Genomic DNA, 24,143 nt, shown 5'->3' on the forward strand with positions numbered 1-24,143 from the left:
GCAGAGCCCTGCCCCATGTCAAGCGGACACGAACCACGAGTAACATCCGTCGAACAGATCGCCCCTTCAGCAAAGCCCCGACGGTTCCTTGCAGACGTGGCGGGCATCCGCGGATCGAGGTATACTCGCGCGTGGCTTGCACTCGCCTATTCGCAAGCTTACAACAGCCTTATGATGCATGCCACCCATACTCCACCCGAAGATTGGCACGAGAACGCCTATGATCTCGTGCGCGGGATCGCTGCCTATTCCGGTAGCGCCGTCGTGGAGGGGATAGGCAGGGTAATCGCCCAGCATCGGGATGCGGACATCGCCAACGCGTTCAACTATAAGCAGGTCGGCTGCAAGATCTGGGCACGTGACAAGCTGCTCGAAAGCGTCGGCTCGACCTTCGGCCGGATTGCGGTTTTGGGCGGCTGGTACGGCGTTCTGCCCGCGATTCTTTTCGAAGACACGCGCTTCACCATCCGCGCCATCGACAGTTACGACATCGATCCCGCGGTGGAAGAGGTCGCACGCACGCTCAATTCAGCACATGGTGACCGTTTCCGCGCGATCACCGCCGATATGTACGCTCTCGACTATCGAACAATCGGAGCCGACCTGATCGTCAACACGAGTTGCGAGCACATTGCCGATCTCAAGCTCTGGCTTGAGCTCCTTCCTCCGGGGGCTCGCGTCCTCTTACAGTCGAACGACTACTTCAGCGAACCGACGCATGTAAGCTGCGTAGCCTCGCTCGAGGAATTCCAGACGCGGGCCGGTCTTGCGAAGCTCGATTTCGCAGGCGCGTTGCCGATGAAGAAATACAATCGCTTCATGCTGATCGGGGCGGTCTGACCACCCGCTGCCGCAGTTCTTCCCTCAGGATCGCTGCAGTCCTGGCAGCGCCGGTAAGATCGAGCGGCGGGATCTCCGGCTTCGGCCGCGCAAGCATCGCCTCAATGTCCCGTGCGAGCCGGTCGGACGTGATGCCTTCCTCCGGCAGGACGCCCGCGAGGCCGAGCCTTTCGAGCCGTGCTGCGCGGGTGCTCTGCTCGGTTTCGCCGGCCGCCGTGAAGGGAATGAGCAACGAGCCGCAGCCGGCGCGAAGAATGTCGCACACGGTGTTGTATCCTGCCTGCGAGACGGAGAGCCGCGCGCCCGCGAGCAGGCCCGCAAAATCCTGGCGAAAGCGGAAGAGGCTGACCCCGGCGGGAGCTGCCGCGGCGAGAACGTCGAAGTCGCCTTGCGGCAGGTTCGGGCCGGTGACGATGCACCAGCGAAGCGCCTTTGGCAGCATCGCTGCGGCGCCGAGTGCCGCACTGATCAGGTCCTTGCCGACCGCACCACCACCGGCCGAAACCACGATGTCGAAGTTCTCGTTCGCTTCGGCCGGCGGCGGCGGTGCGACGAGACCCGTGTAGGCTACCTTTTCCGCGATCTCGCCCGCAAGCGGAAAGGTTTCCTCAAGGCGCGCAAAGGCCGGATCGCCGTGGACGAGCACAAGATCGAAATGCGCCTTTACGAGATCCACGGTCTCCTCGGTACGGCCGGGTTTCACCCGTTCCTGCAGGATGTCGCGCAGCGAAGTCGCCACCAACGGCCGCGGCTCCATTGCCGCGATGGCATCGAGCAGCGGCAGCAATTCGAAGCGCATCTGTCTGCGACCGAACGGGAAAGCCTCGATGATGACGACATCGGGCTTTGCGGCATGCAGCGCCTGGATCAACAGGTTCTTGCGGTGCTGCTGGAAAGCATTCGTGACCGGATTGCCGTCGGCATCGCTAAGACCCGAAAAGCCCTTGTCGCCGGCTAATATCGGCGGCAGCGCGATCGTCGCCAGGCCCTCGCCCGGAAACCCGGGAACGGGTGCGCCGCCCGTCACCATCGTGACTTCGAAGCCGTCGGCAGCCAACGCTTTAGCGATACGGCTCGCCCGTGCCAGATGCCCGATGCCGAGCAGATGCTGCACGTAGAAGAAGACGCGACGATTGCTCAAGAGGCTTTGCTCCACTCGCTTTGAAAGAGCCCGATCAATTGGGTGACGCTCGAGTGATGGTCGAACTCGGCGCGAACGCGTTGTTCGGCAGCAGTGCCGAGCCCGCGCCTGAGATCCGGGTCACGAATCAGGCGTTCGATTGCCGCGGCAAGCGCCCGCGGGTCCTCGGGCGGCACGAGGAGACCGTTCTGATAGTCCGTCAGCAATTCCGGAACGCCCGAGACGGATGTCGAGACGCAAGGCAACCGCTGACTTGAGGCTTCCACCAGAACGTTCGGAAGACCGTCGCGATCGCCATTGGCCGCAACCCGGCACGCCAGCGCGAAGATGTCGCTGTCGCGGTAGTGCTGAAGCACGTCGGTCTGGTCGAGCGCACCTTTCCAACTGACCCGATCGCCGAGGCCGAGTTCGGTGGCAAGCTGCTTGAGCTCGCCCGCCAGTTCGCCTGCGCCGATATGGTCAAAGCGCCAGTTGAGATCGGCTGGCAGCAGCGACAGCGCCTTCAGCAGGATGTCGTAGCCCTTCTTGGCGACGGCGCGTCCGACGCTGACGATCCGCACCGGATCGGCCGGGTCGGAGCCATCGCGGCGGGAATGGTCACCGCCATAGACCGGGAAGCGGTCGAGATCGAGGCCGTGATAGCTCAGATGCACCCGGGACTTCTCGGGCGTCAGGCTTTGCAGGTGCTCAAAGCCGCTCCGCGTGCAGGTAACGGTCCAGCGGGCGCGGTCGAGTTTTCCGGAAAGCTCCCAGTTGGCCGACGTCCAGATATCCTTGGCATGGGCGGAGCAGGTCCAAGGGATGCCTGCGATTATGCTGGCATAGTTGGTCACCGAGGCCGGCGTGTGGATGAAATGCGCGTGAAGCCAGGTCGCCGCGCCCGGCCATTCGGCAACCAGCACCAGCGCCTGTCCAAACCGCCGGAAACGGTTGCGCGACGGGTCGCGCACGAGATCCACAAGGAATGGACCAAGCGCGCGCCAGAACCCGGCTTTCGGCATCAATCGGAACACGGCGCGAAGCACGCGCCACGGCTCCTCATGCAGATACTCCGGCAAATAGTGGACGTTCGCCCGGATTTCGTCGTGCACCGGATGGCGCTTGCCATCGGTCGGACGACGGAGCGCGACGAGAACGAGTTCGTGCCCAGCCCTTTCGAGGCCGAGCAGTTCCTGCGCAATAAAGGTTTCCGACAGGCGCGGGTAACCTTTCAGGATGACGGCAATCTTGCGATTTGGCGACACTGGCTCAGCTCGACTGCTTCACGATGCTCAGGTGCTCTTTCGATCTGTGATCGAGCCAGCTGCCGACAAGCTCGGAGATGTGGACAAGGCCTTCCAGCCTCAGGCCATTGGCAGCGCGCGACGGGGGCGCACGCCCAGGCAAAGCCTTCAACGCAGCCGCGAACCGCAGCGGATCCTCGGCTTCGTGCGGAAGCAGCATCTCGACGAGACCAAGTTCGGACGCCCGTCGAGCCCGGATCAACTGCTCCTCCCGCGGCTCTAGACGCGGCACGATCAAGGCCGGCTTGTCGAAGGAGAGGATCTCGCAATAGGTGTTGTAGCCGCCCATCGAGACGACCCCTCTCGCGCCGGCGATCAATTCCTCCATGCGATTGTCGAACTCGATTACCTTGATGAAGGGAATTCGGCCGCCCTTCTTGATCAGCTTGTTGCGCTGCTTGGCCGGCATATAGGGCCCAAGCACCACGAGCGCATTGTGCGTCAGTTCGGGGTCCTGCTGATAGGCGTGGATCACATCATGAATGAGTTCGGCGCCGTCGCCGCCGCCGCCGGTCGTGACGAGGATATAATCGCCCTCCGGCCTGTGATCGGGCAGCCCGTCATGTGGAACGCTTCGCTGCAGAAAACCGACGAAGTTCATGCGGTCGCGGACGGCCGCGGGCACGTCCAGGCCGACTAGCGGATCGTAAAAATCCGGCGGCCCATAGACCCAGATCGTGTCGTAGAACTGCTCGATCTTGCGCATGGTGTCGCGCCGCTTCCATTCGACTTCGAGCAGGTGCGGTGCGTCCATGATCTCGCGAAGCCCAAGCACCAACTTCGTTCCATGGGTCTTCAGATAGGTGAGGGTATCCTCGACCTCGCTGCGCAGGCCCATGGGCTCCTTGTCGACGATGAAGATGTCCGGCTTGAACGTCTCGGCCGTCGAGCGGATGATCGACTGGCGCATCTTCAGCGTCTCGTGCAGTTCGATATGCCGGTCGAGCGAGGTGTACTCACCGTTTCTCAGTTTGATGACGCTCGGAATCTTCACGAAGTCGACGCGTGCACGATAATCGAAAGCGCCGGCGATCGTTGCGCCGGAGATGATCAGCACCTGCAGCCCGCTATAATCTTCCACCAGCGCATGCGCGATCGTTCGGCAACGCCGCAAGTGACCCAGGCCGAAAGTGTCGTGGCTGTACATGAGGATCCGGGCATCCTCGAAACGCCGTACCATGCGAAGAACCTTTCGCTCATTATCAGAAGGGCTACAAGAGGATGCAGCGCCCGCAGGCAGTCAAAGGCAGTGCCGGCCTTATTTGTAGGGATCGGCGGCGTCGCGCAACCCATCTCCCAGGAAGTTGAACGCCAAAATCACAAGAATGACTGGTATAGTCGGAAACAGCAGCCAGGGATAGAAAGCAATCACGCTGACGCTCTTTGCCTCCGTCAGCAGGATGCCCCAGCTCGTTATCGGCGGGCGCAGTCCCAGCCCGAGGAAGCTCAGCGCAGTCTCGCCGAGGATCATGCCGGGAATGGAGATCGTCGCCGTTGCAATAAGATGGGACATGAAGCCCGGGACGAGATGACGCCCGATGATGCGGCTGCTCCTTGCACCCATCAGTTGCGCCGCAAGGACATAGTCCTCCTCGCGCAGCGCAAGCAGCTTCGAGCGGACGGCCCGCGCAAGCCCGGTCCAGTCAAGAAGCCCGAGAATCACGGTGATGCCGAGATAGATGAGGATCGGGCTCCATGTGGCCGGCATGATGGCCGCAAGCGACAGCCACAACGGAATGCTCGGAATCGACTGCAGCACCTCGATCAATCTCTGCACCAGGAGATCGAAAACGCCGCCGTGATAGCCCGCAAGCCCACCGATGACGATGCCGAGCACGAAGCTGACCGTGATGCCGAGGAGACCGATCGTCAGTGAAATCCGCGCGCCATAGATGATACGCGACAGCACGTCGCGTCCGAGCCTGTCGGTTCCAAGCAGGAAGAGCTGACCGCCCTCCGCAGGACAGACGAGATGCAGGTTGCCCTCGAAAAGCCCCCAGAAACGATAACTGTCGCCGCGGCAGAAGAAGCGGATCCGCTGGACGTCCGCGGGGTTGTCGGCGTAGTTCCGCTTCAGCGTTGCCATGTCCAGCGTCATCGTCCGGCCATAGACGAAGGGACCGACAAATGAGCCCTCATGAAAAAGACGGACTGTCTGCGGCGGCGCGTAGATGAAATCGACGTTGCGCGTATGCAGATTGTACGGCGCCAGAAACTCGCAAAAGAGGATCATAAAGTAGAGCGCTGCCAGGAAAATGCCGGAGGCGAGCGCCACTTTGTGCCGCTTGAACTTCCACCACATCAGGCGCAGTTGCGACGCCTGGTTCACGCGCACCTGCTCCTCCGTCATCACCTCGACGGAATAGGGATCGAACGGTGCGGTCGATACGTAATGCGGCAGAGGTTCGCCGGGCGCCGGTATAGGTGACGTCACTTCGTACTCCTGCCTTGCAGACGGATTCTGGGATCGAGAATGGCGAGCGCCAGATCGGATATCAGCACGCCGATGACGGTGAGAAACGCGAGAAACATCAGGAACGAGCCGGCGAGATACATGTCCTGGCTCTGCAGCGCCTTGATCAGCATCGGTCCCGTGGTTTCAAGCGAAAGAACGATCGCCGTGATTTCCGCGCCGGAGATGATCGCCGGCAGGATCGAACCGATGTCGGAGATGAAGAAGTTGAGTGCCATGCGCAACGGATATTTGACCAGCGTCCGTGTGGGCGAGAGCCCCTTTGCCCGGGCGGTGACGACATATTGCTTCTGAAGCTCGTCGAGCAGGTTGGCCCTGAGGCGCCGGATCATGCCCGCCGTTCCCGCCGCGCCGATGATGATCACAGGTATCCACATGTGCTCGAGCATGGACCTTGCCTTCGCCCAGCTCATCGGCTCCGAAAGAAACTTCTGATCCATGAGATGGCCGATCGAGGTGCCGAACCAGATATTGGCGAAATACATGAGAATGAGCGCCAGCATGAAGTTCGGTACGGCAATGCCGATGAGGCCAATCAGCGACAGCCCGTAATCGCCCCAGCTGTATTGGTGGGTCGCGGCATAGATGCCGATTGGAAAGGCAATGATCCAGGTCAGCATGATGGTGAAGAAGGAGACAAGGATCGTCAGCCAGAGCCGGTCGCCGACAACCTCGCTCACCGGCAGTTCATATTCGAACGAATAGCCGAAGTCCCCCTGCAGCATGCCGCCGACCCAGTAGATGTAACGCAGCAGCGGCGGTTGATCGAAGCCGTATTCCTTGCGCAGAGCTTCGATCTGCTCCATGTTGACGCCTTCGCCCTGCGCCCTGATTTCGGCGACGTAGCTCTCGAAATAGTCTCCCGGCGGCAGTTCGATGATGGTGAACACCAGGGCCGAGATGATCAGGAGGGTCGGCACCATCGCCGCAATACGCCAGAGAATGTATCGCAGCATCTCAGGTATCCTGTTCAAGCCAGAAGGTGTCGGGGTTGTACACGCCGAAATAGGCCGTCGGGTCGAAGCCGTAGAGCGCCTCTTCCGGCACGTTGCGAAGCTTCGAGGAGACGACGATTGGCTGCAGCGATGCATTGACGAGGCCGATCGAAAAGACCTGATCGGTGTAGATCGACAACATCGATTTCCAGATTTCCGTCCGTTCCGCGTCGGTGCTCGAATGCCGCCAGCGCTTGAGCAGGTCAAGGAGCTCGACCACAGGCGGCAGCTGTGGCGCCTCGCCCATTTCGCCGTGCGACAGATAATTCAATCCCCAGACGGGCCACTGCAACTGGTCGTCGGCCGTCGGTGCCAGTTGGCCCGGATTCATGTTCGCGGTCGGAACGCCGTTATCGATGCCAAACCACATCGACATGATGATCTCACCGCCGACAGCGCGACTGCGGAACGTGTCGCGCTGGGAGGTCCGGATAAAGAGCGAAATGCCGACCTCGCGCCAATAATCGGTTATAAGCTGCAGAATATCGGTCTCAAGCGTGCTTTCGCCCGCCGTCTCGACGACGATCTGCGCCGCCCGTCCATCGGGCAGGATACGGATCCCATCGCTGCCGCGTTTCGCCAGACCCGCCGCGTCAAGCAAGCTGTTGGCCTGATCCGGATCATATGCCACCCAGGCATTTGCGAATTCGGGCCGGAACAGCGGGCTATCCGGCAGCACCGTATCGGCACTCTCCTTGGTCAGGCCATAGAAGACCGCCATGTTGATTTCGCGCCGGTTAATCGCCAACGACAGAGCTCGCCTGAAACGGACGTCCTGCAGAAGCGGACGCCAGATCGGATCGGAAGCATTGAGATTGGGAAGCAGCGCCAGACGCGACCCTTGCGTCTTCTTCCACAGCTTGACCTTTAACGGATAGCGCTTCTCGGCATCCTTCAGGAAAGTGTAGTCGACAAAATCGATGCCCGCCGCCTGCAGGTCGCTTTCACCCGTGCCGGTTTTCGCCGGAATGAGCGAGGAGGAACTTACGTTCAGCACGAACTTGTCGATATAGGGCAGTTGCAGGCCGTTTTCGTCGACCCGGTGGAAATAGGGATTGCGCTCGAAAACGAACTGCTCGGCCGGAAGCGGTGTGGTGTTCCGCCAGGGGTCAAGCGTCGGCAGATCGGGATTTTCCGGGCGATAGGAGCGTGCCATGCGCATGTGCAGCTGGCTCCACTTCTTGACCCGCTCTTCCTTCATCGTTGCCTTGAGCTTGTCCTCGTCCTGATACTTCTTGTGGAACTGCTTGAGATAGGCGGACGGCATGACGATGATCAGGGGCTGCGGAGCGGCGAGCTTCTGCAGGAAGTCCGGGTTCGGCATCGTCCAGGAATAGCGCACGGTGCGCTCGTCGATGATCTCGAACTTGCCAGCCTCGCCATCCATGACGAGCGCCGTCGGGAGCCCCGCCGGAGAGAGGTCCTCGTTGAGCAGCACGTCCTCCCAGCAGTAGCGGAAGTCTTCCGTCGTGAGCGGCGTACCATCCGACCACTTGTGGCCTTCGCGCAGACGCAAGGTGAAGATGCGGTCCTCGACCGTTTCGTAGCTTTCGAGAACGTCGGCCTGGAGCTTGAGCTCTTCGTCGAAGCCGACCAGCCGGCAATAGCCGTAGACGGTCATCAGGCGGATGTCCTTGGCACTGCCGATGAGGCTTCGGATCTCGCCGCCATACTTGCCGGCCGTACGCCCTCTCGCCGCGACATTGATCACGCGCGGCGTTTTCGGCAGCCGCTCATTCAGCGGAGGAAGCTTGCCTTCCGCCACCAGCGGCGCGAGCGCCTCAGCCTCTGTTCCCGCCGCCAGCAACCGCGGCGGCAGAACGGTGGACGCCAGCATCGCCAGCGCGGTTCTCCGGGTGATCATGGGCGTAACTCCCTTGCATCCACCGACTTTCGGGCAAGGACGAAATGATCGCCGCCGAGATTCGCAGGAAAGAGGGCGTCTTCCTCACCATCGTCCGAGAACTGTGCACCCCAACGCCGCGTGTCCGAGCCTCCGCTTGCCTGGAGGGCGTCGAAATCGAGCTTCCGGTCCAGATCGGGGTAAGGGACGGCCGCCAGCAGCGATTTCGTATAGGGGTGTACGGGATTGCGCATCAGCACTTCACGCGGCGCGAGCTCGACGATCCGGCCCGCGCACATCACCGCGATCCGATCCGCCATGTAGTCCACGACCGCAAGGTTGTGCGAAATGAAGAGCGAAGTCAGCCCCAATTCCTTCTGCAAATCCTTGAGAAGGTTGAGAATCTGGGCCTGCACCGAGACATCGAGCGCTGAAACGGGCTCGTCGCAGATCAGGAGCTCCGGAACGAGCGCGAGCGCGCGGGCAATACCGATGCGTTGCCTCTGTCCGCCGGAGAAACTATGCGGATAGCGATTGATGAAACGCTGGTCGAGGCCAACCGCCTGAAGCAGCGAGCGTACGGTTTCGATCCGCGACTTCGGCGTTCCACGTCCATGGATCTCAAGCGGCTCACTGAGAATGTTCTTGACCGTCATGCGTGGCGACAGCGACGAGACCGGGTCCTGGAAGACCATCTGGATTTTCGAGCGCAGCTCTTTCAGCGCCGAACCCTCGAGTTTCAGGACGTCGACCGGCTTGCCGCCGTCATCGTAGGTTATCGATCCGGCGTCCGGCGTCACCGCGCGCATCAGGATCTTGCTTACCGTCGTCTTGCCGCAGCCGCTTTCGCCGACGAGCCCGAGGCACTCGCCGCGGCGAATGTCGAAGCTGACATTGTCAACGGCGCGGTGCTGGGCGGCAGCTTTGCTGCCGAACCAGCCCGAGCTGCGGGTGGTGAAGGTCTTCGACAGGTTACGGACGGAGATGAGGACATCGGAGTTGGAAGTCTTGCGCGCCGGTCGATTTCCGAGAAGGTTTTCGGCCTTGACCGGCACCTCGCGCAGCGCCTTCAGCCGCTCTCCGGGCTTCATGTCGAAGTGCGGCACAGCGGCCATCAGGCCCTTCAGATAGGGGTGCTGGGGATTGCGGAAGATCGCATCGACCGGCCCCGCCTCGACGATCTCGCCGTGATAGATGACGACGACTTCGTCGGCCATATTGGCAACGACGCCGAGGTCGTGCGTGATCAACAGCATGGCCATGTTGAGCTTGGCCTGAAGCTCGCGCAGGAGTTGGAGAATTTGCGCCTGCACCGTCACATCGAGCGCGGTTGTCGGCTCATCGGCAATCAGGAGCGCCGGGCGACAGATCAGCGCCATCGCGATCATTGCGCGCTGGCGCATCCCGCCGGATAACTCGAACGGGTACATATCGTAAGCGCGCGACGGATTGGAGAATCCAACATAGCCCAGAAGCTGCTCGGTCCTGGCTCTCCGCTCTTCCTTGTCCGCATCGGTGTGTGTCGTCAGCACCTCGGAAATCTGGTTCCCGATCGTGTGGAGCGGCGACAATGAGGTCATCGGCTCCTGGAAGATCTTGCTGATGCGCGCCCCGCGAATGTCCTGGATCTCGCGCCCGTCCCGGTCGAGCGAGAGCAGATCGACAGGCTTGCCCGCGGCGGCCGGGTCATTGAACAAGACTCGTCCGCCAACACTCGCAACGCTCGGCAGAATGCCCATGATGGCCTGGCTGATCGCCGACTTGCCGGATCCCGACTCGCCGACCAGCGCGGTGACCTTCCCCGGCAGAATCCTGAAATTCGCCCCCCTGACGGCTTCGACTTCGCCGCCAAGCACGGAAAATGTGATCCGCAGACCCTCAACCCGTAGCAGGTCCGCCCCTGATGTCATTGCAGCACGCTTCCCTCACTACCCCAGAGCGTCGTACGTTGTCCCGAAACGCACATGGACGCTCTCCTTTTTTGGTTCTACGCATCGTTGCCATCCGAGGCGTTTCCACCCCGTTGGCGATGCCATAGCGTCCGACACCGAAAAAAGACTAGCCTAGCTTAAACGGGCTGTCCAGCACGCCCCCAGAGCCGCCGGGAGGGCTGCAGCTCGACGGCCAATACGGCCTATGAGAACGGGCAAATGCCATTCGTCAGGACGTCCGCACACCGCGAGGATCGGCGGAAATCGTCATAGTAAAGTGTCCAGTTCGTCGTGTCTGCAGCCCGATATGGCCCGAACTTGAAATACTGGTTCCGGCCGAGCCCCTTATCCGCATGGCCGATATGTCCCTTAACGGTAATGACCGGCTGACCATTGGCGAACAGCTCGATGTGTCCGGACCCGTCGGGTCCTGGCTTGGTGAAGACGGCAAAGTCGATCCAGCCGGACTTCGGGTCCGGCAGCGGATTGCCATGATTGGTGACGGTGATCCCCGTTGTGCATGAATTGAAAAGGCGACCGTCTTCGGGCTTCCAGTTCGGATCGGCCGCGACCAGCATGCGCATCTGGTTGAGCTCCGGCCGAAGCCAGACGGGCACCTCCCCCGGCGCGCAGTGCGCCGGCGTGTTCTCCGGCCCGGTGGACACGGGCGGCAGATAATTGGTCTCGACGGTAACGAAGAGCTTACCCAAGCTCATGCGGAACGCCAGAAACGGGCTGAAGTCTCCGTCGGCGCCGTGATCGATTTCTCGTTTCCATTGCGCAATGAGATAGCGATGGTCTCCGCTCGGAACGGGGTCGGCGAACTTGACCGAAAAGCCGTACCAGACGCCCTGGTCGTAAGGCACGCGCAATGCGGTCTTCTCCCAGATTTCCGCCCGCTCGCTGCATCCGTCTTCCGGCTGTGGGCATTTCGGCACGATGGACAGTTGCAGTCCACCATTGCCGGTGCGCTTGACGTCGCTCTGGAAGACATAGGAGCCGGCGCTCTGTTCAAAGTTGTCGCGATAGTAGAGCCCGCCTTCGGGGGCAAAATCCGTACCCTCGAAGCCATCGACGAGCTTCTGATCCGGGTTCAGTTGCGGTTCCGTCGATTGGGCATGCGCAATGCTTGTCGCAGCAAGGGCTGCGGCCAGAAAAACCACGCGGAACATCGAACCTCCCTGAAAGCAAGCATCGATCTATTGCAGCATCTTGTCGATGAGGCCGCGTGGCCCCGGCGACTGCTTCGTATTGCGATAAAGCAACATGACATGCTCTGCCTCGGAAAGTCCATCCTGAGTTGCATCGTCAGGACGCTCCTCGGCAATCGCCGCAAGCGCTGCGTCCTTGGGATAGAGGATGGTGAATTTCTGGCGGACGCCGCGCAGTTTTTCCTGTCCGAGCGTCGCCCAGTCGCCGCCGCAATAGTTGACGAAGGCTTCGCTGGCGACGACGTTGTGGGCGTATTTTTTCGTGAGACTCTGCAGGCGCTGCACCTCGTTCACCGCCGATCCGAAGACGGAAAAGGTCAGCCGGTCACGAAGCCCGACATTGCCGAACATGACGTTGCCGACATGAAGGCCAATTCCATAGCCGATCGGATCGCGCCCCTGTCTCTTCCTTTCCGCGTTCAGCGCGGCCACACGCGCCGTCGCGGCACTCACCGCCGCAAACGCCTCGCGGCTCGCCATTTCCGATGGTTCCTTGTGGCGGCCGCATGGATAGACTGCAATGAACCCGTCTCCAACGAAGCTCAGGATCTGCCCGCCGTTTCGGTTGAACGGCGTCGCGATCGCATCGAAAAAGCCGTTCAGCGTCTCGATATAGGCCTGGCGACCTTCCTTCTCGGCGAGCATGGTCGATCCCCGCATGTCCGCCATCACCAGCACGGCGCGGACCGTCTCGCCGTCGCCGCGTCGCACCTGCCCGCTCATCACGCGACGCCCGGCGTTGGCGCCGAGATAGGTCGTCAGCATGTTGTCGGCGAGCTTGCCGAGGACCGCGACCTTGGCGGCAACCGCCAGATGATTCTGAAGCTTCAGCAACGCCGCGATCACGTCGTCGCTGAAGCCGCCGTGGCGATCCGTCGTCCAGGACCCCACCATGCCATGGTCGGAATCGGTCCCGAGCGGCTGCATGAAGGCCAGATAGTCGGTGGCCCCATGCTCTTTCAGCTCATCGAAGATCGGAAACTCCGACGGCTCCGTCGGATCGATGCGCCGCCTCACGTGATCGAGGTTGTTGTTGAGCAGATAATAATAGGGGCTGCGCAGAAACCGGTCGGGATTGAGCGCCAGCTCCTCATGGCGCAAACCGCTCACCTCGACGCCCTTGCCGCGCCACCAGGTAAAACCGAGCGCGTCGTAAAGCGGATGCAGCATCGAGAAGGAGAGATGCACGCGCATGAGCGGCAGGCCCGCCGCCGCCAGCCGTTCGCAGAAGCCGCGCACGAGCGTTTCGAGCGTCTCGTCGCTCAACGATGCTCGCATGAGCCAGTCTGCGACCTTGTCCAGAAGAATTTCGGAAACAACGCTATTGTTGATCGGGCTCATGGCATTCCTCATCATCGGCATGACGGTCAACACCGACGGCTATCGCGCGGACCTTGCAATCAAGGCCGCGTCCACCTGTGATGCCCGTTGTAACGAACGGCGTCTGCCGCGCCTGGCGGCAGTAGTTGCGGCGATTCTATCGCAGCGTCTTCTTGCTCCGAGATATTCACGGGCGAGCCCGATTTCCAGAGACGTTCGAAATTTTTAATCACACGTCGAATGTACGCCAGGTCGGCCGTTGAATTGCACCCTGCAATTGTTGGGGCGGCATACGACGCGCGGGCCTGCGCTTGACTTGCGACGCCTTTCTCGCCAACAAAACGGCGACATTTTCCGGCAATCGGGATCGTCGCATTCGCCCGCCCTGCCCCTGACAGATGGAACCCTATCTTGACCGCCCTTCATCACGACAGGTTGCTTGAATCGATCTCCGCGCGCCAGGCACGTATTGGTATCATCGGCCTTGGCTATGTCGGTCTGCCGCTTGCCGTCGCGGTGGCACGCTCCGGTTTTCCGGTGACGGGGTTCGACATCGATCCCGCAAAGATCATCGCCCTCGACGACGGCCGCTCCTATATCGAGGCGGTCACGGATGAGGCGCTTGGCCGTGAGATCCGCGCGGGCCGCTTCCGTTCGACGACCGATTTCACTGATCTTGGCCTGTGCGACGTGATCGTCATCTGCGTGCCGACGCCATTGACCAAGCACCGCGACCCCGACCTCTCTTTCGTTGAAGGAACGGCACGCTCGATCGCCGCAACACTGAGGCCGGGCCAGCTCGTGGTTCTCGAGTCGACCACTTATCCCGGCACCACCGACGGCATCGTCCGTTCGATCCTCGAAGAAGCGGGGCTGAAGTCCGGCGAGGACTTCTTCCTCGGTTTCTCGCCGGAGCGCGAAGACCCGGGCAACCGCGCCTTTGAAACCGCGAGCATCCCGAAGATCGTGGCCGGCGACGGTCCGCTGGCGGCGGCGCTGATGCAGCAGTTCTATGGCGCCGTGGTCAAGACCGTCGTACCGGTCTCCTCGAACGCCACGGCCGAAGCGGTGAAGCTTACCGAGAACATCTTCCGCGCTGTCAACATCGCCCTCGTCAACGAGCTCAAGGTCGTCTACGAGGCCATGGGGATCGACATCTGGGAAGTCATCGAAGCGGCCAAGACAAAGCCGTTCGGCTATATGCCTTTCTACCCGGGACCGGGACTCGGCGGACATTGCATCCCGATCGACCCGTTCTACCTCACCTGGAAGTCCCGCGAATACGAACTGCCGACCCGTTTCATCGAACTCGCCGGCGAGATCAATTCGGCGATGCCGCGCCATGTCGTCGGCCGGTTAGCCGAGGCGCTCGACAGGCGGCAGGGCAAGGCGCTCAGCCGCTCCAACGTTCTCGTCGTCGGTCTCGCCTACAAGAAGAACGTACCGGACATTCGCGAAAGCCCCTCGCTCAGGCTGATCGAGATCATCGAGGAGCGCGGCGGCAACGCCGCCTTCTATGATCCGCATGTCGACGAGATCCCTTCGACCCGCGAGCATCTCCCCTTGAAGGGCCGTCGATCGATCCCCTTCGACGAGGAGAGCGTGCGCCGGTTCGATGCCGTGCTTATCGCAACGGACCATGACGGCATCGACTACAAGGCGCTGGCCGATTGGGCACCGCTGATCGTCGATACGCGCAACGTCTTTGCACGTCTCGGCATTGTTGCGGACCACGTGGTTAAGGCCTGACGTTCCTTGCGAGCATTCGCGCCTTTAGATCGCAATGATTTCGGATCGATTCGACCGAAATCATTGCGATCTAGCCGACTGGAGCGAGCGCCGCCTTGAGGTTCTTCGCCGCCATGGCGTAGCCCCCGGCGGCCCCGTCGATGAAATGCACGTGATCGCGGCTCATGGCCGCCGGTACGATACAGGTCATCAGCGCGGAATCCTGTTGATGCAAGCCGTAGCTGGAGACGCCGGCCTCGGCCGCTCTCTTCAGCCTTTCCTCGATCTGGCTGAGCCGCTCGACGCCGATATCGATCGTCATCTTCAGCCCGTCGTCGAACTTTCGGAAGTCGGAGTTTCTGACGAGATCGCGCCTGTATTGCATGGTGTCGAACGTACCGATGTTCCACCCCAACTTGAAGCACACGAAGAGCATCAGGCTCTGCAAGGTGATCCACGACCAGGCTAGAAGACGTCGCCCTTTCCGCGCCACGGCGCGCGACTCGAAAGCGACCCCTTGCATGGAGAGCCGAGGCTCGGGACCGTTCTCCGGCACGGGATGCCCGCCGCGTTCCTCGCCTTCGGCCAATGCCACGATGTCGCCAACAAGTGCCTGGAACTCCGGACCATTGCCGCGCAGACCCGGAATGGCAATGATCGAGACGATTGCCCCATGGCGGGAAACAATCGGATTCCAGCGGCAGGATAGCCCGGTCAGATCCGGTCTGCTTCCGGTCGGCGCGGCCTCGATCTGGTAGCGCCCGGCTTTCATTTCGGCCTCTGCCCAGCTGGCGCCGCCGCCGGAAAACATGGCGTAGGAGACCTCCTCGCTCGCCTTGAAGCGCGCCACCCGCATGTCGCGCCCGCTGGCGCGGATATCGGCAACCGGAACAAGTGCCGCCCGCAGTTCGAGGCCAAGCTCTTCCGCGACCCAGGTCTTCGCAGCGGCCAATGCTGCACGCGCCTTGGGCGCCATTGACGCCGGTATTGCGGCAAGCGCCCCGTCACCTCCGAAGACGAAGGGCAGGTTTCTTTCGTCGAGCGCATTCATCAGCGCCGATATGACGCTTGCGCCCGCCATATTGACGCTCTTGTAACGCCCCTCCCCAATGGCGCCGGTCGAATCGACGATGTCAGCGACCGCCAACATCCATCCATCGGGCAAGGGCCGGTAGTTCGCCTCGTCGGCAACCCCCTCGAATGCCTCGAAAAGAGGAAGGCCTCCGTAGAACTGCATTTCACCTACTTGCGCCATGACTGCGTCCAACCTTTTTCGACTTTAGCCCTATGCGCTCGGGAATCGCTTTATTCTTTTTCGCTTCGCTCTAAATACGTTAGATCGGAAGACAAAGTTTCAAAACAGGCTTTGGAGGAGACGACTTAGAAATAAAGCAACCCCTACAATCTAATTGGACCTTATGCCGTTGCAGGACCCTTATGATCTGTGCTTGTCTAAGGAAGTGCACGCAGGCAAAAGTGCCGAGGCGAGCAGGACGAAGCAAAAACGGGAATGCAGGAAAACACCTTTCGAGTGCGGTTCTGGGGAGTGCGAGGCAGTTTGCCGGTATCCGGCGAACAATTTCTACGCTATGGAGGCAATACACCCTGCATCGAAGTTCGTTGCGGCAGCGAAGTCCTGCTCTTCGACGCCGGCTCGGGGTTGCGTGAAGCCGGGGTGGCGCTCACGTCGGAGGGCATATCGGCGTACGACCTGTTCTTCACGCACAGTCACTACGATCACATCATCGGCCTCCCCTATTTCAAGCCGATCTACAATTGCAGCACCGCCGTGCGTTTCTGGTCCGGCCATCTTTACGGCAGGATGAGCACCAAGCGAATGGTGGGCGAGTTCATGCGGCCGCCATGGTTCCCGGTCGATACCGACATTTGTCAGTCGAGCATGGATTGTGTCGATTTCCGCCCGGGAGACACGCTCGCGCCCCGCAAAGGGGTTACCATCCGCACGATGAGTCTCAATCACCCCGGGGGTTGCGTGGGCTACAGGATCGACTGGGGCGGCCGTGCCGTCGCCTTGATCTACGACACCGAACACGAGGCCGGGATTCTCGATCCGGCAATCCTCGAGTTCATCGCCGGCGCCGACCTCATGGTCTACGACTGCACCTATCTTGAATCGGAGATGTCGGCCTTTCGAGGCTACGGACACTCGACCGGCATGCACGGCGCCAAGCTGGCGCAAGCGGCCGGCGTGCGGCGCCTGGCCATGTTCCACCACGATCCATCACGGACGGATCTTGAGCTCGCGGTGATGGAAGAGGAAGTGCAGGCCTTTTTCGACGGCGCCTTCGCGGCCCGGGACCGCCAGATCATCGAGCTATGAGGTCGCTTACCCGGCGCCAGCGGCAGGCGGGGTGCACGGCGGTCAGCTCGAACAGTCGCGACAGGAATTCCCATACGCTCTCGTCATGGACGAGATGGTGCGTGAGAATACCCACCGCCTCCTCGTCGACGTTCATCTCGTCCAGGCGACGTATAATGTCCTGAATGATTTCCCGGTGATCCCGACAGCCGCGCGTTCCATGCCAATCCATCACATCCACGTGGGTGTTGATGAGGCTCAGGCCATCCCGGGGAAAAGCGGATGCGATCGAACCGCTCTTCATCGTCTTTGCACCATCCGGGTTGCTCCGGCCCTTCCTTTCGGGACCGAAGACCGAAAGGGCCATGAAGCCGATGCCGGGCAGCCCCTCGATAAGCCCTGGATCGATCCGGTTCCATGGCGGAACGAGAAGCGGGACGAAAGAGGACGGATGGAGTGCCTTGAGATGGGAGTACCCCCTGCCCAGCTCGTCGAGAACGATCTCTCGCGGACGGTGGCCGCCAAGCTCCTGCCGCTTTTCCAGCGGCGTCGCATGGTTTTGGTGCGTCCAGCCGTGAACGGCAATGCCGATATCATCATGCCGGGCAAGGTAATGCGAAAGCTCGCCGCCCGTGTGCCCCGGGATGACCGCCAAGGTGATCGGCACGGAAAAACGATCCGCCAAATCGATAAGCCGGTCGAGCGCCGGCGTCGGCTCGACGGCATCGTCGTCGCGCAACCAGAAATCGACGCGCCGTCCGGCCGCCTTCAAGCGATCGAACCTGTCGATCATCGGCTGCCAAATCGACGTCTCCATCATGGCGCCTTCTCCACGAAACCCTTGAAGATCTCGCCGAGGCGCGTTGCCGCGGCCTCCAACGAGCGTTGCTCGACAACGAAGCGGCGCGCGTTGGTCCCGAACTTGGCACGCAGGCTCCTGTCGCTGATCAGCCGCCGGATCGCCGCTGCGAACTGGTCGATATCACCCGCCTCCGTCAACAGTCCCGTCTCTCCGTCCATGACGACTTCCGGAACGCCGGCCGTTCTTTGCGCGACGACCGGCAGGCCGGTCGCCTCGGCCTCCAGATAGGAGAGGCCGTAGGCCTCCCCGCAGCCCGGCCAGACGTAGAGATCGCCGCGCGCAAGAATCCCGGCGATCGCCCCGGGTTCCTGCTCGCCGAGCCAATCCAGCCTCTCGGCCGGAAGCCCGGAGAAAGCCTCGTGCACGTCCGCCCGGGCGGGGCCATCACCAACGATAGACAGTCTCCAGGGCAGATCGATTACGAGTGCCAGAGCCTTTGCGAGCATCCGGTAGCTCTCCATCTTGTCGCCCGGCCGCATCATCGCCACTGCCAGCAGCCGGCAGATATCGACCTCGGATTGTCGTGATTTGCGGAATGGCGCTACGTCTATGAACGGCGCAAGCATGGCATATCGGACACCCGGTATGGCCTCTTCCAAGCCTTCGCGGTCGCGGTGCGTAAAACAGATATTGACGGCGGCTTGCCTGGCGCCGGCCGCAACCTCATCCTGGGCCGGCTTCCTGGCGCCCACGTTGCGGCGGTAGGAGTACGAGCTTTCGGCGGTAATGTAGGGAATGGAGAATTCCGCGGAGATGCGGGGACCGATGAGGTCCGGCGCCTTGTAGTAAGGGTGGTAGCAGAACCACGCGTCGGGTGGTCCTTTGGCATGCCAGAGGCGTCGAAGCCGGTGAAACTCCAGATCGGCTTGCGCCCGGAGCGATGAAAGTACTTCGTCAGATGCCTCGCGCGAAAAGCTGCGCAGTTGCGAGGCGATGCCGATGTCATGGCCGCCCAGCCGCAGCGCCTCGATCAGCAGGCGCGCCATCTGCCTGTCGCCGGAGGGGACGGGATGATCGGGCGATTTCAAAGGCGCGTAAAAAGCGATCTTCATTCGAAGCGAGCTATCCCGCCTTCACGATCGGATGTCAACATGGGCCGGAGCGAGGGCTGCCGGTAGCCGGCATTACCCACGCGCCGGCAGACCCTGACGCGCATGCAGCGGCTCTCGTTGCGCGTTCTCGAGTTCATTCCGCCGCTGCTTCACCGCCCTGCGCCAAGGCAGCGTTCTTCTTGGCGATTGCGTCGCGTGTCGCGGCGGCCGCGGCCGTCGTCGATTGCGCTTCGTCGCCCGCGACCTGCACCGTCGGCGAGGCAAACGAGATGCCGTTCGTCTTGAAGGCTTCCTTGATCAAGGCCTGCGCCCGTCGCCGCACCTGGGTCTGGTTTCCCGGCTTGGTTTTCATCGCAAAGCTGAGCGTCACGCCGTAATCGCCGAACTGCTCCACGCCCTTCATCTTCACCGTCTCAATGATCAGCGGCGCCAGCTCTGGATCCTCGAGCAGCGCGGCCCCGACACCCTTCACCACCTTTTTCACCTTGCCGACATCGGTGTCGTAGGAAACGTTGATCTTGAACTTGTCGATCACCCAGTCGCGGCTCATGTTCTGGACCGCGCCAAGCGAGCCGAACGGTACGGTGAACACCGGTCCGCGGTGGTGGCGCAGCTTGACCGAGCGGATGCTGAAGGATTCGACCGTCCCCATATAGCTGCCGCTCTGGATGTATTCCCCGATCCGGAACGCGTCGTCCATCATGTAGAACACGCCGCTGATGACGTCCTTGACCAGGCTCTGAGAGCCGAAGCCGAGTGCGACCCCGAAGACCCCGGCACCGGCAATCAGCGGCCCGATCGCAACGCCAAGTCCGGAAAGAACCATCAAAACGGCGACCACCGCGATGGAGACTGCGAGGAAATTGCGCAGGATCGGCAGCAACGTGCGCAGACGCGTGTTACGCGCAAGCCGTACCGGGTCCGCGACGTCGACACTTGCCTGGTTGATGCGCAGATTGATGAACTCCTTCGCCAGTTGCCAGATGAGATCTGCCGCGAGCAGGATGACTACCCCGGCAAGGACGCCGCGGAAGATGCGGTTGAAGACATCATCATGCATCATGGCGGCTCCGTTGAAACGGAAGACGACAGCGAGCCAGGCGGCCGCCAGCCCGATGATCACCAGCCGGGCGCCTCGTTCTATCAACACATTGCGCAGCACGCGCATGCCGTCGGTTGCCGAGGCGTCGAGCATCGCCCTCGTCGTCGCGCTGGTAAAGCGCAAGAGCGGCGGCAAGCCGAGAACATAGATACCGATCCAGAACAGGACCTTCATATCGGCGACCCAAAGGAGCCAGAGCAGGACCAGGAAGGCGATAAACATCGCATTGCGGAACATCCGGCGCGCCGCCGTCATGGGCTGAACAGGCCGGCGAAGTGTCGTGTCGATCGCCAAGCCGAGAATGGCAAGTCCGATTATTGCGGCAACAAGTTTGCGGACGTCTTCCGCAACCGAGAGGGCCTGCATCAGGTCGGTAACCGCCCACACAAAGGCAAGTGCGCAGATGAACAGCACCGATCGATTGAACCAGAACCTGGCGGCGCCCGGGGCAAGTGTCGCATCTTGCCCTTCCGCATCCGGCGTCGGGGCGGCCTCGGCCGCCGGCTTGAAAATGGCCGATGCGACGGCAATCAGCAGGCGCGCGCCGATCCAGGCGATGAGCAGCGGCGCGATCGCGGCCTCCAGTCGGGGCGGCCAACCGGAAAGCACGAAAGTAGCGATCGCGGCGATGGCAAAGGCGACGAGAGGTGCGATGCCTATGAAGGCACCAAGGCCACCTCCGTATTGGGCAGCATTGCGCTCAGCATTGCGACGCAGGAAATATCGCAGCAAATATTCGACGCCATAGCCGACGAGCAGCAGCAAGGCGAACCCCCGCAGAATGGGCATCGTTCCCTGGCTCTGCATGTCGCCGGCGATGCGATCCTTCGCGGCCCGCCATTCGGGAGCCATGCGTGGTACCGCGTCCCGCATGCCGCCCAGGTGCTTCCTGATTTCCGCAACCCATTGGGAGGCAAGCCCGGTGGTCGGGGCCAGGGCCGCTGGCTGAGCCATCTGCTTGGACGTCAGCCATTGGCGAACCTCCGGATCGTCGAGCAATTCGATCAGTTGCTGTACCTTGGCCGGCGGCGGCGCGGCCGCCGGTTCTTGCGCGGCCAGAGGGCCGGTGAGCGCAAAAATCAACTGGAAAGACAGGACGAAGAAGGCGAGAACCACGCCGTTCCTGCAATGACGTGAAGCTGCATGCATGAAGACCCGGCCTTTCCCATTGCGACGATAACCAGGAGGCGGTTAGCCTACACCCTATCCTGCATAGCAGATGCCTAATAAAATATCATAACCCGACGCCATTCTGCTCGATCCGGTTTATCATCAATCGAATTCGCGGGACACGCTCGTCTAGCGCATCGGCCCGAAAATCGGACCCGATTTTCGGAAAAGCACGATGCGTGGAATCAAAGAGTACAGCGTCCTTTGTGCGTCCTAAAGGACGCACGGCGCTGTAGGGCCGTTCTGCCCTTCGTTCCCGTGCCATACGGTATCAGTATTTCGTGCAGGCGGTGTGGCCGCTGAGGACTTGAAACCGGCCGTTGCGCGCATAGTTTTTTCGGTGGACGATTTGGTGATCAAGGAGGGGGAAGCCGCGATGCCGAAGAAGATTGCGAAGATAGCCGCCAGTGATGAAGGCCACGTCGTCTCGACGCGGCTGCTGACGGGCGCCCTGGCGACGGCCCTCCTCCTCTCCTCTGCCGGCAGCATGTCGGCCAAGGACAGCAGGCTTTCAGGCTTGCCTTCGATGATCCTTGGTGGCCAGACCGCAGAGGCGCCGACGTATAATTTCGAGCAGCCATTCGTCGAGGAGGTCAAGGCACCGACCATCACCATCGTCCTCGACAAGACGACGCTCGACGACATCAAAGCTGCATTCGGCGGTGAAGTGCGGATCCGCTCGGCCGGGGATGTTGCCGTCGGCTGGCTGTGCTACACGTTTGCCTCACAATCCGCTCAGCGCGATGTCTGGTTCATTGCCAATGACATGCAGGCCGGATCCGGGGCGGGACAAGTCGTCAATATGATTGCGGTCGAGGAGGTGGCCGAGGATCAACCCGATTGCGACAAAGGGCAATTCGATCTTGCCGACTGGACGATTCCGGTACCGACGCTCGGCGATGACAAAGCATCCCTTCACCAACGCTTCGGCAATGCTCCGGAGAGCGGCCTGGTTCGCTACGCTCATGAAGGAGCCAGCGCAGATGCGCAGATATCGCAGTCGCTGGTCTATCGCTTGAAGGACGGCAAGATCGATGCCGTCGCATTCACGCAGATCAAATCGAAATAGTCGCAATCAGCCGCGGCGCGATCACCCTCGCTCGATCGCGTCTCGTAAGGCCGACCGGCCGCCAGCAGGGCCGTTGCTTATTGCGGATGTGTGCCCAGAAGACTTCAGGTATTCGGGCCTCCAGGTTTGCAGACCTGCGCCGCGCAGTAGCCACGACAGGGCACCCCGATCAGACGACGTTATCAGGCACCGGCAGGTGCACCTTCGACGCCCGCTTCAGCGCGCAGGAGACGAGCCCATCCCATTTGGCGAGTATCTGCTCGGGCATGTACTTTTTGGCGCTCGCCTCCGCCCTTGCCCCCAGCCGTTCCCTAAGGTCACGATCCGCCATTACTCTTTCGAGTGACTCCGCAAGGGCTTCGACATCCTCCCTCGGGACCAATATGCCGTCGCTGCCATGCGTTATCATGGCGCGCGGCCCCCAATCGCATTCGTAGGAAACGACGGGCAAGCCCGCAGCCATCGCCTCCAGCAGGACAATCCCCCACCCCTCGTAGCGTGAAGACAGGACAAAGACGTCTGCGTTTTCGATCCAAAGCCCCGGCCGTTTGGTCAACCCCGGCATTTCCACTCGCTCTTGCAGGCCGAGGGCGTCTCGCAATGCCTCCAGGCTGCGCCTTTGATCGCCTTCGCCCCAAATCACCAATTTCCATTCCGGATGGCTGGCAGCAACCTTTGAGAATGCCTCCAACAAAAGGTCGAACCCCTTTTGGCGTGTCAGGCGGCCAACCGCGGTCAGAATGTTTTTTCCACGTCTCTTCTGCCAACCGTTAGGCAAATCGACAAAATTGGCGATCACCCATCCATTGCGGCGTATTCTCGCCGGAAAATGGTCGAGCGCACCCTGGGTCATCGTGACCAGGCCGAATGCTCGCGGATACAGGCATCTTTGGAGCCACCTCCAAAACGGCCCGAGCGGCTGCAGAGTCGGATTGTTGCGCTCGGAAACAATGACCGGAGCCGCAAAGCCGATTGTGGCCAGGAGCGTCAGGACATTCGTTCGCGTCAGAAAACTTATGACGAGGTCCGGCCGCGAGCGACGGATCGCGGCCCGAAGGCGTTGAAATCGCTGAAGCACGAGGAAGCTGGACCGCATCTTCGTAGCTCTGCGAGGAGGCACACCCAGGCGCACAACGGCAATCCTGGGATCGAAGTCGTAATAGGGCCGCGCATCCGGCGGTTCCAGTGTGATAAGCGTCACCTTACAGCCGAGCCCATTCCAGTGGTTACTGACGACGTTCACCACGTGCTCCGTGCCGCCCGCTCCAAGACCTGGAACGACAATCGTTATTCGCGCGCCGGCGAATGCCGCCAATCCAAAGGTCCGGGAATCCGCACTCTCATTCATATCGAAATGCCCTCCCCCGACTGTCCCAAGGATCGGGGCGACCTCGTCGCTTCGTGCAGACTCCATTGACCACAGTCCCCGCAGACAGGTTTTCGGCGTCGGCACGGACTCGCTCCCAGGTGCAAGTGGCGAGTGCGCTATTGGCAGGATGCAAGTTTTTCATTTCAAAATCAACTAACGGAATTGATTTTCAGAACTCTTGCTAATAGGCTCTAACTCGTTTTTGGACAGTATTTAGCGATTTTCGTAGAATCAATTTTATTTTTACCGACGCCTTCCGGCGATGGAAAAGTATCGCCTGCAGCAATGCCATAACGTATCGAATCATGCCGCAAAAGTACGGGACGAATGTTTTTCCTTTTGCGGATTGCTCCGCCCAATCCGGCAATACGCCGCTACACAAAGCTGAAATTCAAGTAAAATAGACTACATAACATTTATGGTCCCGCTTCAAT

The 24,143-nt window shown here is 61.2% G+C and carries 19 protein-coding genes; 5 read left to right on the forward strand and 14 right to left on the reverse strand.

From position 1 onward, the window contains the following. Positions 1-171: 171 nt before the first annotated feature. The gene (locus GHK62_RS14380) at positions 172-840 is read left to right on the forward strand and encodes a class I SAM-dependent methyltransferase (protein ID WP_153439833.1); all 669 of its coding nucleotides are present in this window, start codon (positions 172-174) and stop codon (positions 838-840) included. On the opposite strand, the gene GHK62_RS14385 is transcribed toward GHK62_RS14380, so the two are convergent. The 9 genes from GHK62_RS14385 to GHK62_RS14425 all read right to left on the reverse strand — a co-directional run bounded on the left by GHK62_RS14385 (position 818) and on the right by GHK62_RS14425 (position 13,058). Further along, positions 818-1,981, reverse strand: coding sequence for a glycosyltransferase family protein (locus tag GHK62_RS14385; protein WP_153439834.1), 1,164 nt, complete (start codon positions 1,979-1,981; stop codon positions 818-820). The genes GHK62_RS14380 and GHK62_RS14385 overlap by 23 nt on opposite strands. Next, positions 1,978-3,225, reverse strand: a complete 1,248-nt coding sequence (locus tag GHK62_RS14390; protein WP_184108598.1) for a glycosyltransferase family 4 protein — start codon at positions 3,223-3,225, stop codon at positions 1,978-1,980. Before GHK62_RS14390 ends, GHK62_RS14385 begins: the two co-directional genes overlap by 4 nt. A gap of 4 nt (positions 3,226-3,229) precedes the next feature. Further along, complete coding sequence (locus tag GHK62_RS14395; RefSeq protein WP_153439835.1) at positions 3,230-4,444, reverse strand: glycosyltransferase family protein; 1,215 nt, start codon at positions 4,442-4,444, stop codon at positions 3,230-3,232. Between the two features lie 78 nt (positions 4,445-4,522). Beyond that, positions 4,523-5,698: an ABC transporter permease gene (locus tag GHK62_RS14400; RefSeq protein WP_184108599.1), complete on the reverse strand. Its 1,176-nt coding sequence runs from the start codon at positions 5,696-5,698 to the stop codon at positions 4,523-4,525. Further along, complete coding sequence (locus GHK62_RS14405) at positions 5,695-6,693, reverse strand: ABC transporter permease (RefSeq protein ID WP_153439836.1); 999 nt, start codon at positions 6,691-6,693, stop codon at positions 5,695-5,697. The genes GHK62_RS14400 and GHK62_RS14405 overlap by 4 nt, the downstream gene beginning before the upstream one ends. Before the next feature lies 1 nt (position 6,694). Next, positions 6,695-8,596, reverse strand: a complete 1,902-nt coding sequence (locus tag GHK62_RS14410; RefSeq protein ID WP_153439837.1) for an ABC transporter substrate-binding protein — start codon at positions 8,594-8,596, stop codon at positions 6,695-6,697. Then, positions 8,593-10,485: an ABC transporter ATP-binding protein gene (locus GHK62_RS14415; RefSeq protein WP_153439838.1), complete on the reverse strand. Its 1,893-nt coding sequence runs from the start codon at positions 10,483-10,485 to the stop codon at positions 8,593-8,595. The genes GHK62_RS14410 and GHK62_RS14415 overlap by 4 nt, the downstream gene beginning before the upstream one ends. Before the next feature lie 224 nt (positions 10,486-10,709). Then, positions 10,710-11,678 carry a polysaccharide lyase family 20 protein gene (locus GHK62_RS14420; protein ID WP_153439839.1) on the reverse strand — a complete coding sequence of 323 codons (969 nt, stop codon included), beginning with the start codon at positions 11,676-11,678 and terminating at the stop codon, positions 10,710-10,712. A gap of 27 nt (positions 11,679-11,705) precedes the next feature. Further along, positions 11,706-13,058 (reverse strand): adenylate/guanylate cyclase domain-containing protein, encoded by a 1,353-nt coding sequence (locus GHK62_RS14425; RefSeq protein WP_153439840.1) that lies wholly within the window; start codon positions 13,056-13,058, stop codon positions 11,706-11,708. On the opposite strand from GHK62_RS14425, the gene GHK62_RS14430 reads away from it, so the two are divergent. Together GHK62_RS14430 and GHK62_RS14435 are read left to right on the forward strand one after the other, a co-directional pair. Continuing rightward, on the forward strand, positions 13,057-13,266 hold the full coding sequence (locus GHK62_RS14430) for a hypothetical protein (protein WP_153439841.1): 210 nt from the start codon (positions 13,057-13,059) through the stop codon (positions 13,264-13,266). The genes GHK62_RS14425 and GHK62_RS14430 overlap by 2 nt on opposite strands. 182 nt (positions 13,267-13,448) lie before the next feature. After that, complete coding sequence (locus GHK62_RS14435) at positions 13,449-14,786, forward strand: nucleotide sugar dehydrogenase (protein ID WP_153439842.1); 1,338 nt, start codon at positions 13,449-13,451, stop codon at positions 14,784-14,786. Positions 14,787-14,856: 70 nt separating this feature from the next. On the opposite strand, the gene GHK62_RS14440 is transcribed toward GHK62_RS14435, so the two are convergent. Beyond that, a complete protein-coding gene (locus tag GHK62_RS14440; RefSeq protein ID WP_153439843.1) occupies positions 14,857-16,020 on the reverse strand; it encodes a DUF3095 domain-containing protein in 1,164 nt (387 codons plus the stop codon). A 255-nt stretch (positions 16,021-16,275) separates the two neighbouring features. Here GHK62_RS14440 and GHK62_RS14445 point away from each other — a divergent pair, with 255 nt between their 5' ends. Further along, positions 16,276-17,106: an MBL fold metallo-hydrolase gene (locus tag GHK62_RS14445; protein ID WP_153439844.1), complete on the forward strand. Its 831-nt coding sequence runs from the start codon at positions 16,276-16,278 to the stop codon at positions 17,104-17,106. Here GHK62_RS14445 and GHK62_RS14450 read toward each other — a convergent pair. From GHK62_RS14450 to GHK62_RS14460, 3 genes are all read right to left on the reverse strand, one after another. Beyond that, on the reverse strand, positions 17,093-17,905 hold the full coding sequence (locus tag GHK62_RS14450) for a polysaccharide deacetylase family protein (RefSeq protein WP_153439845.1): 813 nt from the start codon (positions 17,903-17,905) through the stop codon (positions 17,093-17,095). The genes GHK62_RS14445 and GHK62_RS14450 overlap by 14 nt on opposite strands. Beyond that, entirely contained in the window at positions 17,902-18,999 is a 1,098-nt protein-coding gene (locus GHK62_RS14455) for a glycosyltransferase family 4 protein (protein WP_153439846.1), read from the reverse strand. The genes GHK62_RS14450 and GHK62_RS14455 overlap by 4 nt, the downstream gene beginning before the upstream one ends. Before the next feature lie 133 nt (positions 19,000-19,132). After that, on the reverse strand, positions 19,133-21,250 hold the full coding sequence (locus GHK62_RS14460) for a mechanosensitive ion channel family protein (protein WP_153439847.1): 2,118 nt from the start codon (positions 21,248-21,250) through the stop codon (positions 19,133-19,135). A 397-nt stretch (positions 21,251-21,647) separates the two neighbouring features. On the opposite strand from GHK62_RS14460, the gene GHK62_RS14465 reads away from it, so the two are divergent. Beyond that, positions 21,648-22,340, forward strand: a complete 693-nt coding sequence (locus tag GHK62_RS14465) for a hypothetical protein (RefSeq protein ID WP_153439848.1) — start codon at positions 21,648-21,650, stop codon at positions 22,338-22,340. A 169-nt stretch (positions 22,341-22,509) separates the two neighbouring features. On the opposite strand, the gene GHK62_RS14470 is transcribed toward GHK62_RS14465, so the two are convergent. Beyond that, the gene (locus GHK62_RS14470) at positions 22,510-23,688 is read right to left on the reverse strand and encodes a glycosyltransferase family 4 protein (RefSeq protein ID WP_153439849.1); all 1,179 of its coding nucleotides are present in this window, start codon (positions 23,686-23,688) and stop codon (positions 22,510-22,512) included. Positions 23,689-24,143 lie beyond the last annotated feature (455 nt).

Origin of the sequence: Sinorhizobium terangae (genome assembly GCF_009601505.1) — a bacterium.
Classification (GTDB): domain Bacteria; phylum Pseudomonadota; class Alphaproteobacteria; order Rhizobiales; family Rhizobiaceae; genus Sinorhizobium; species Sinorhizobium terangae.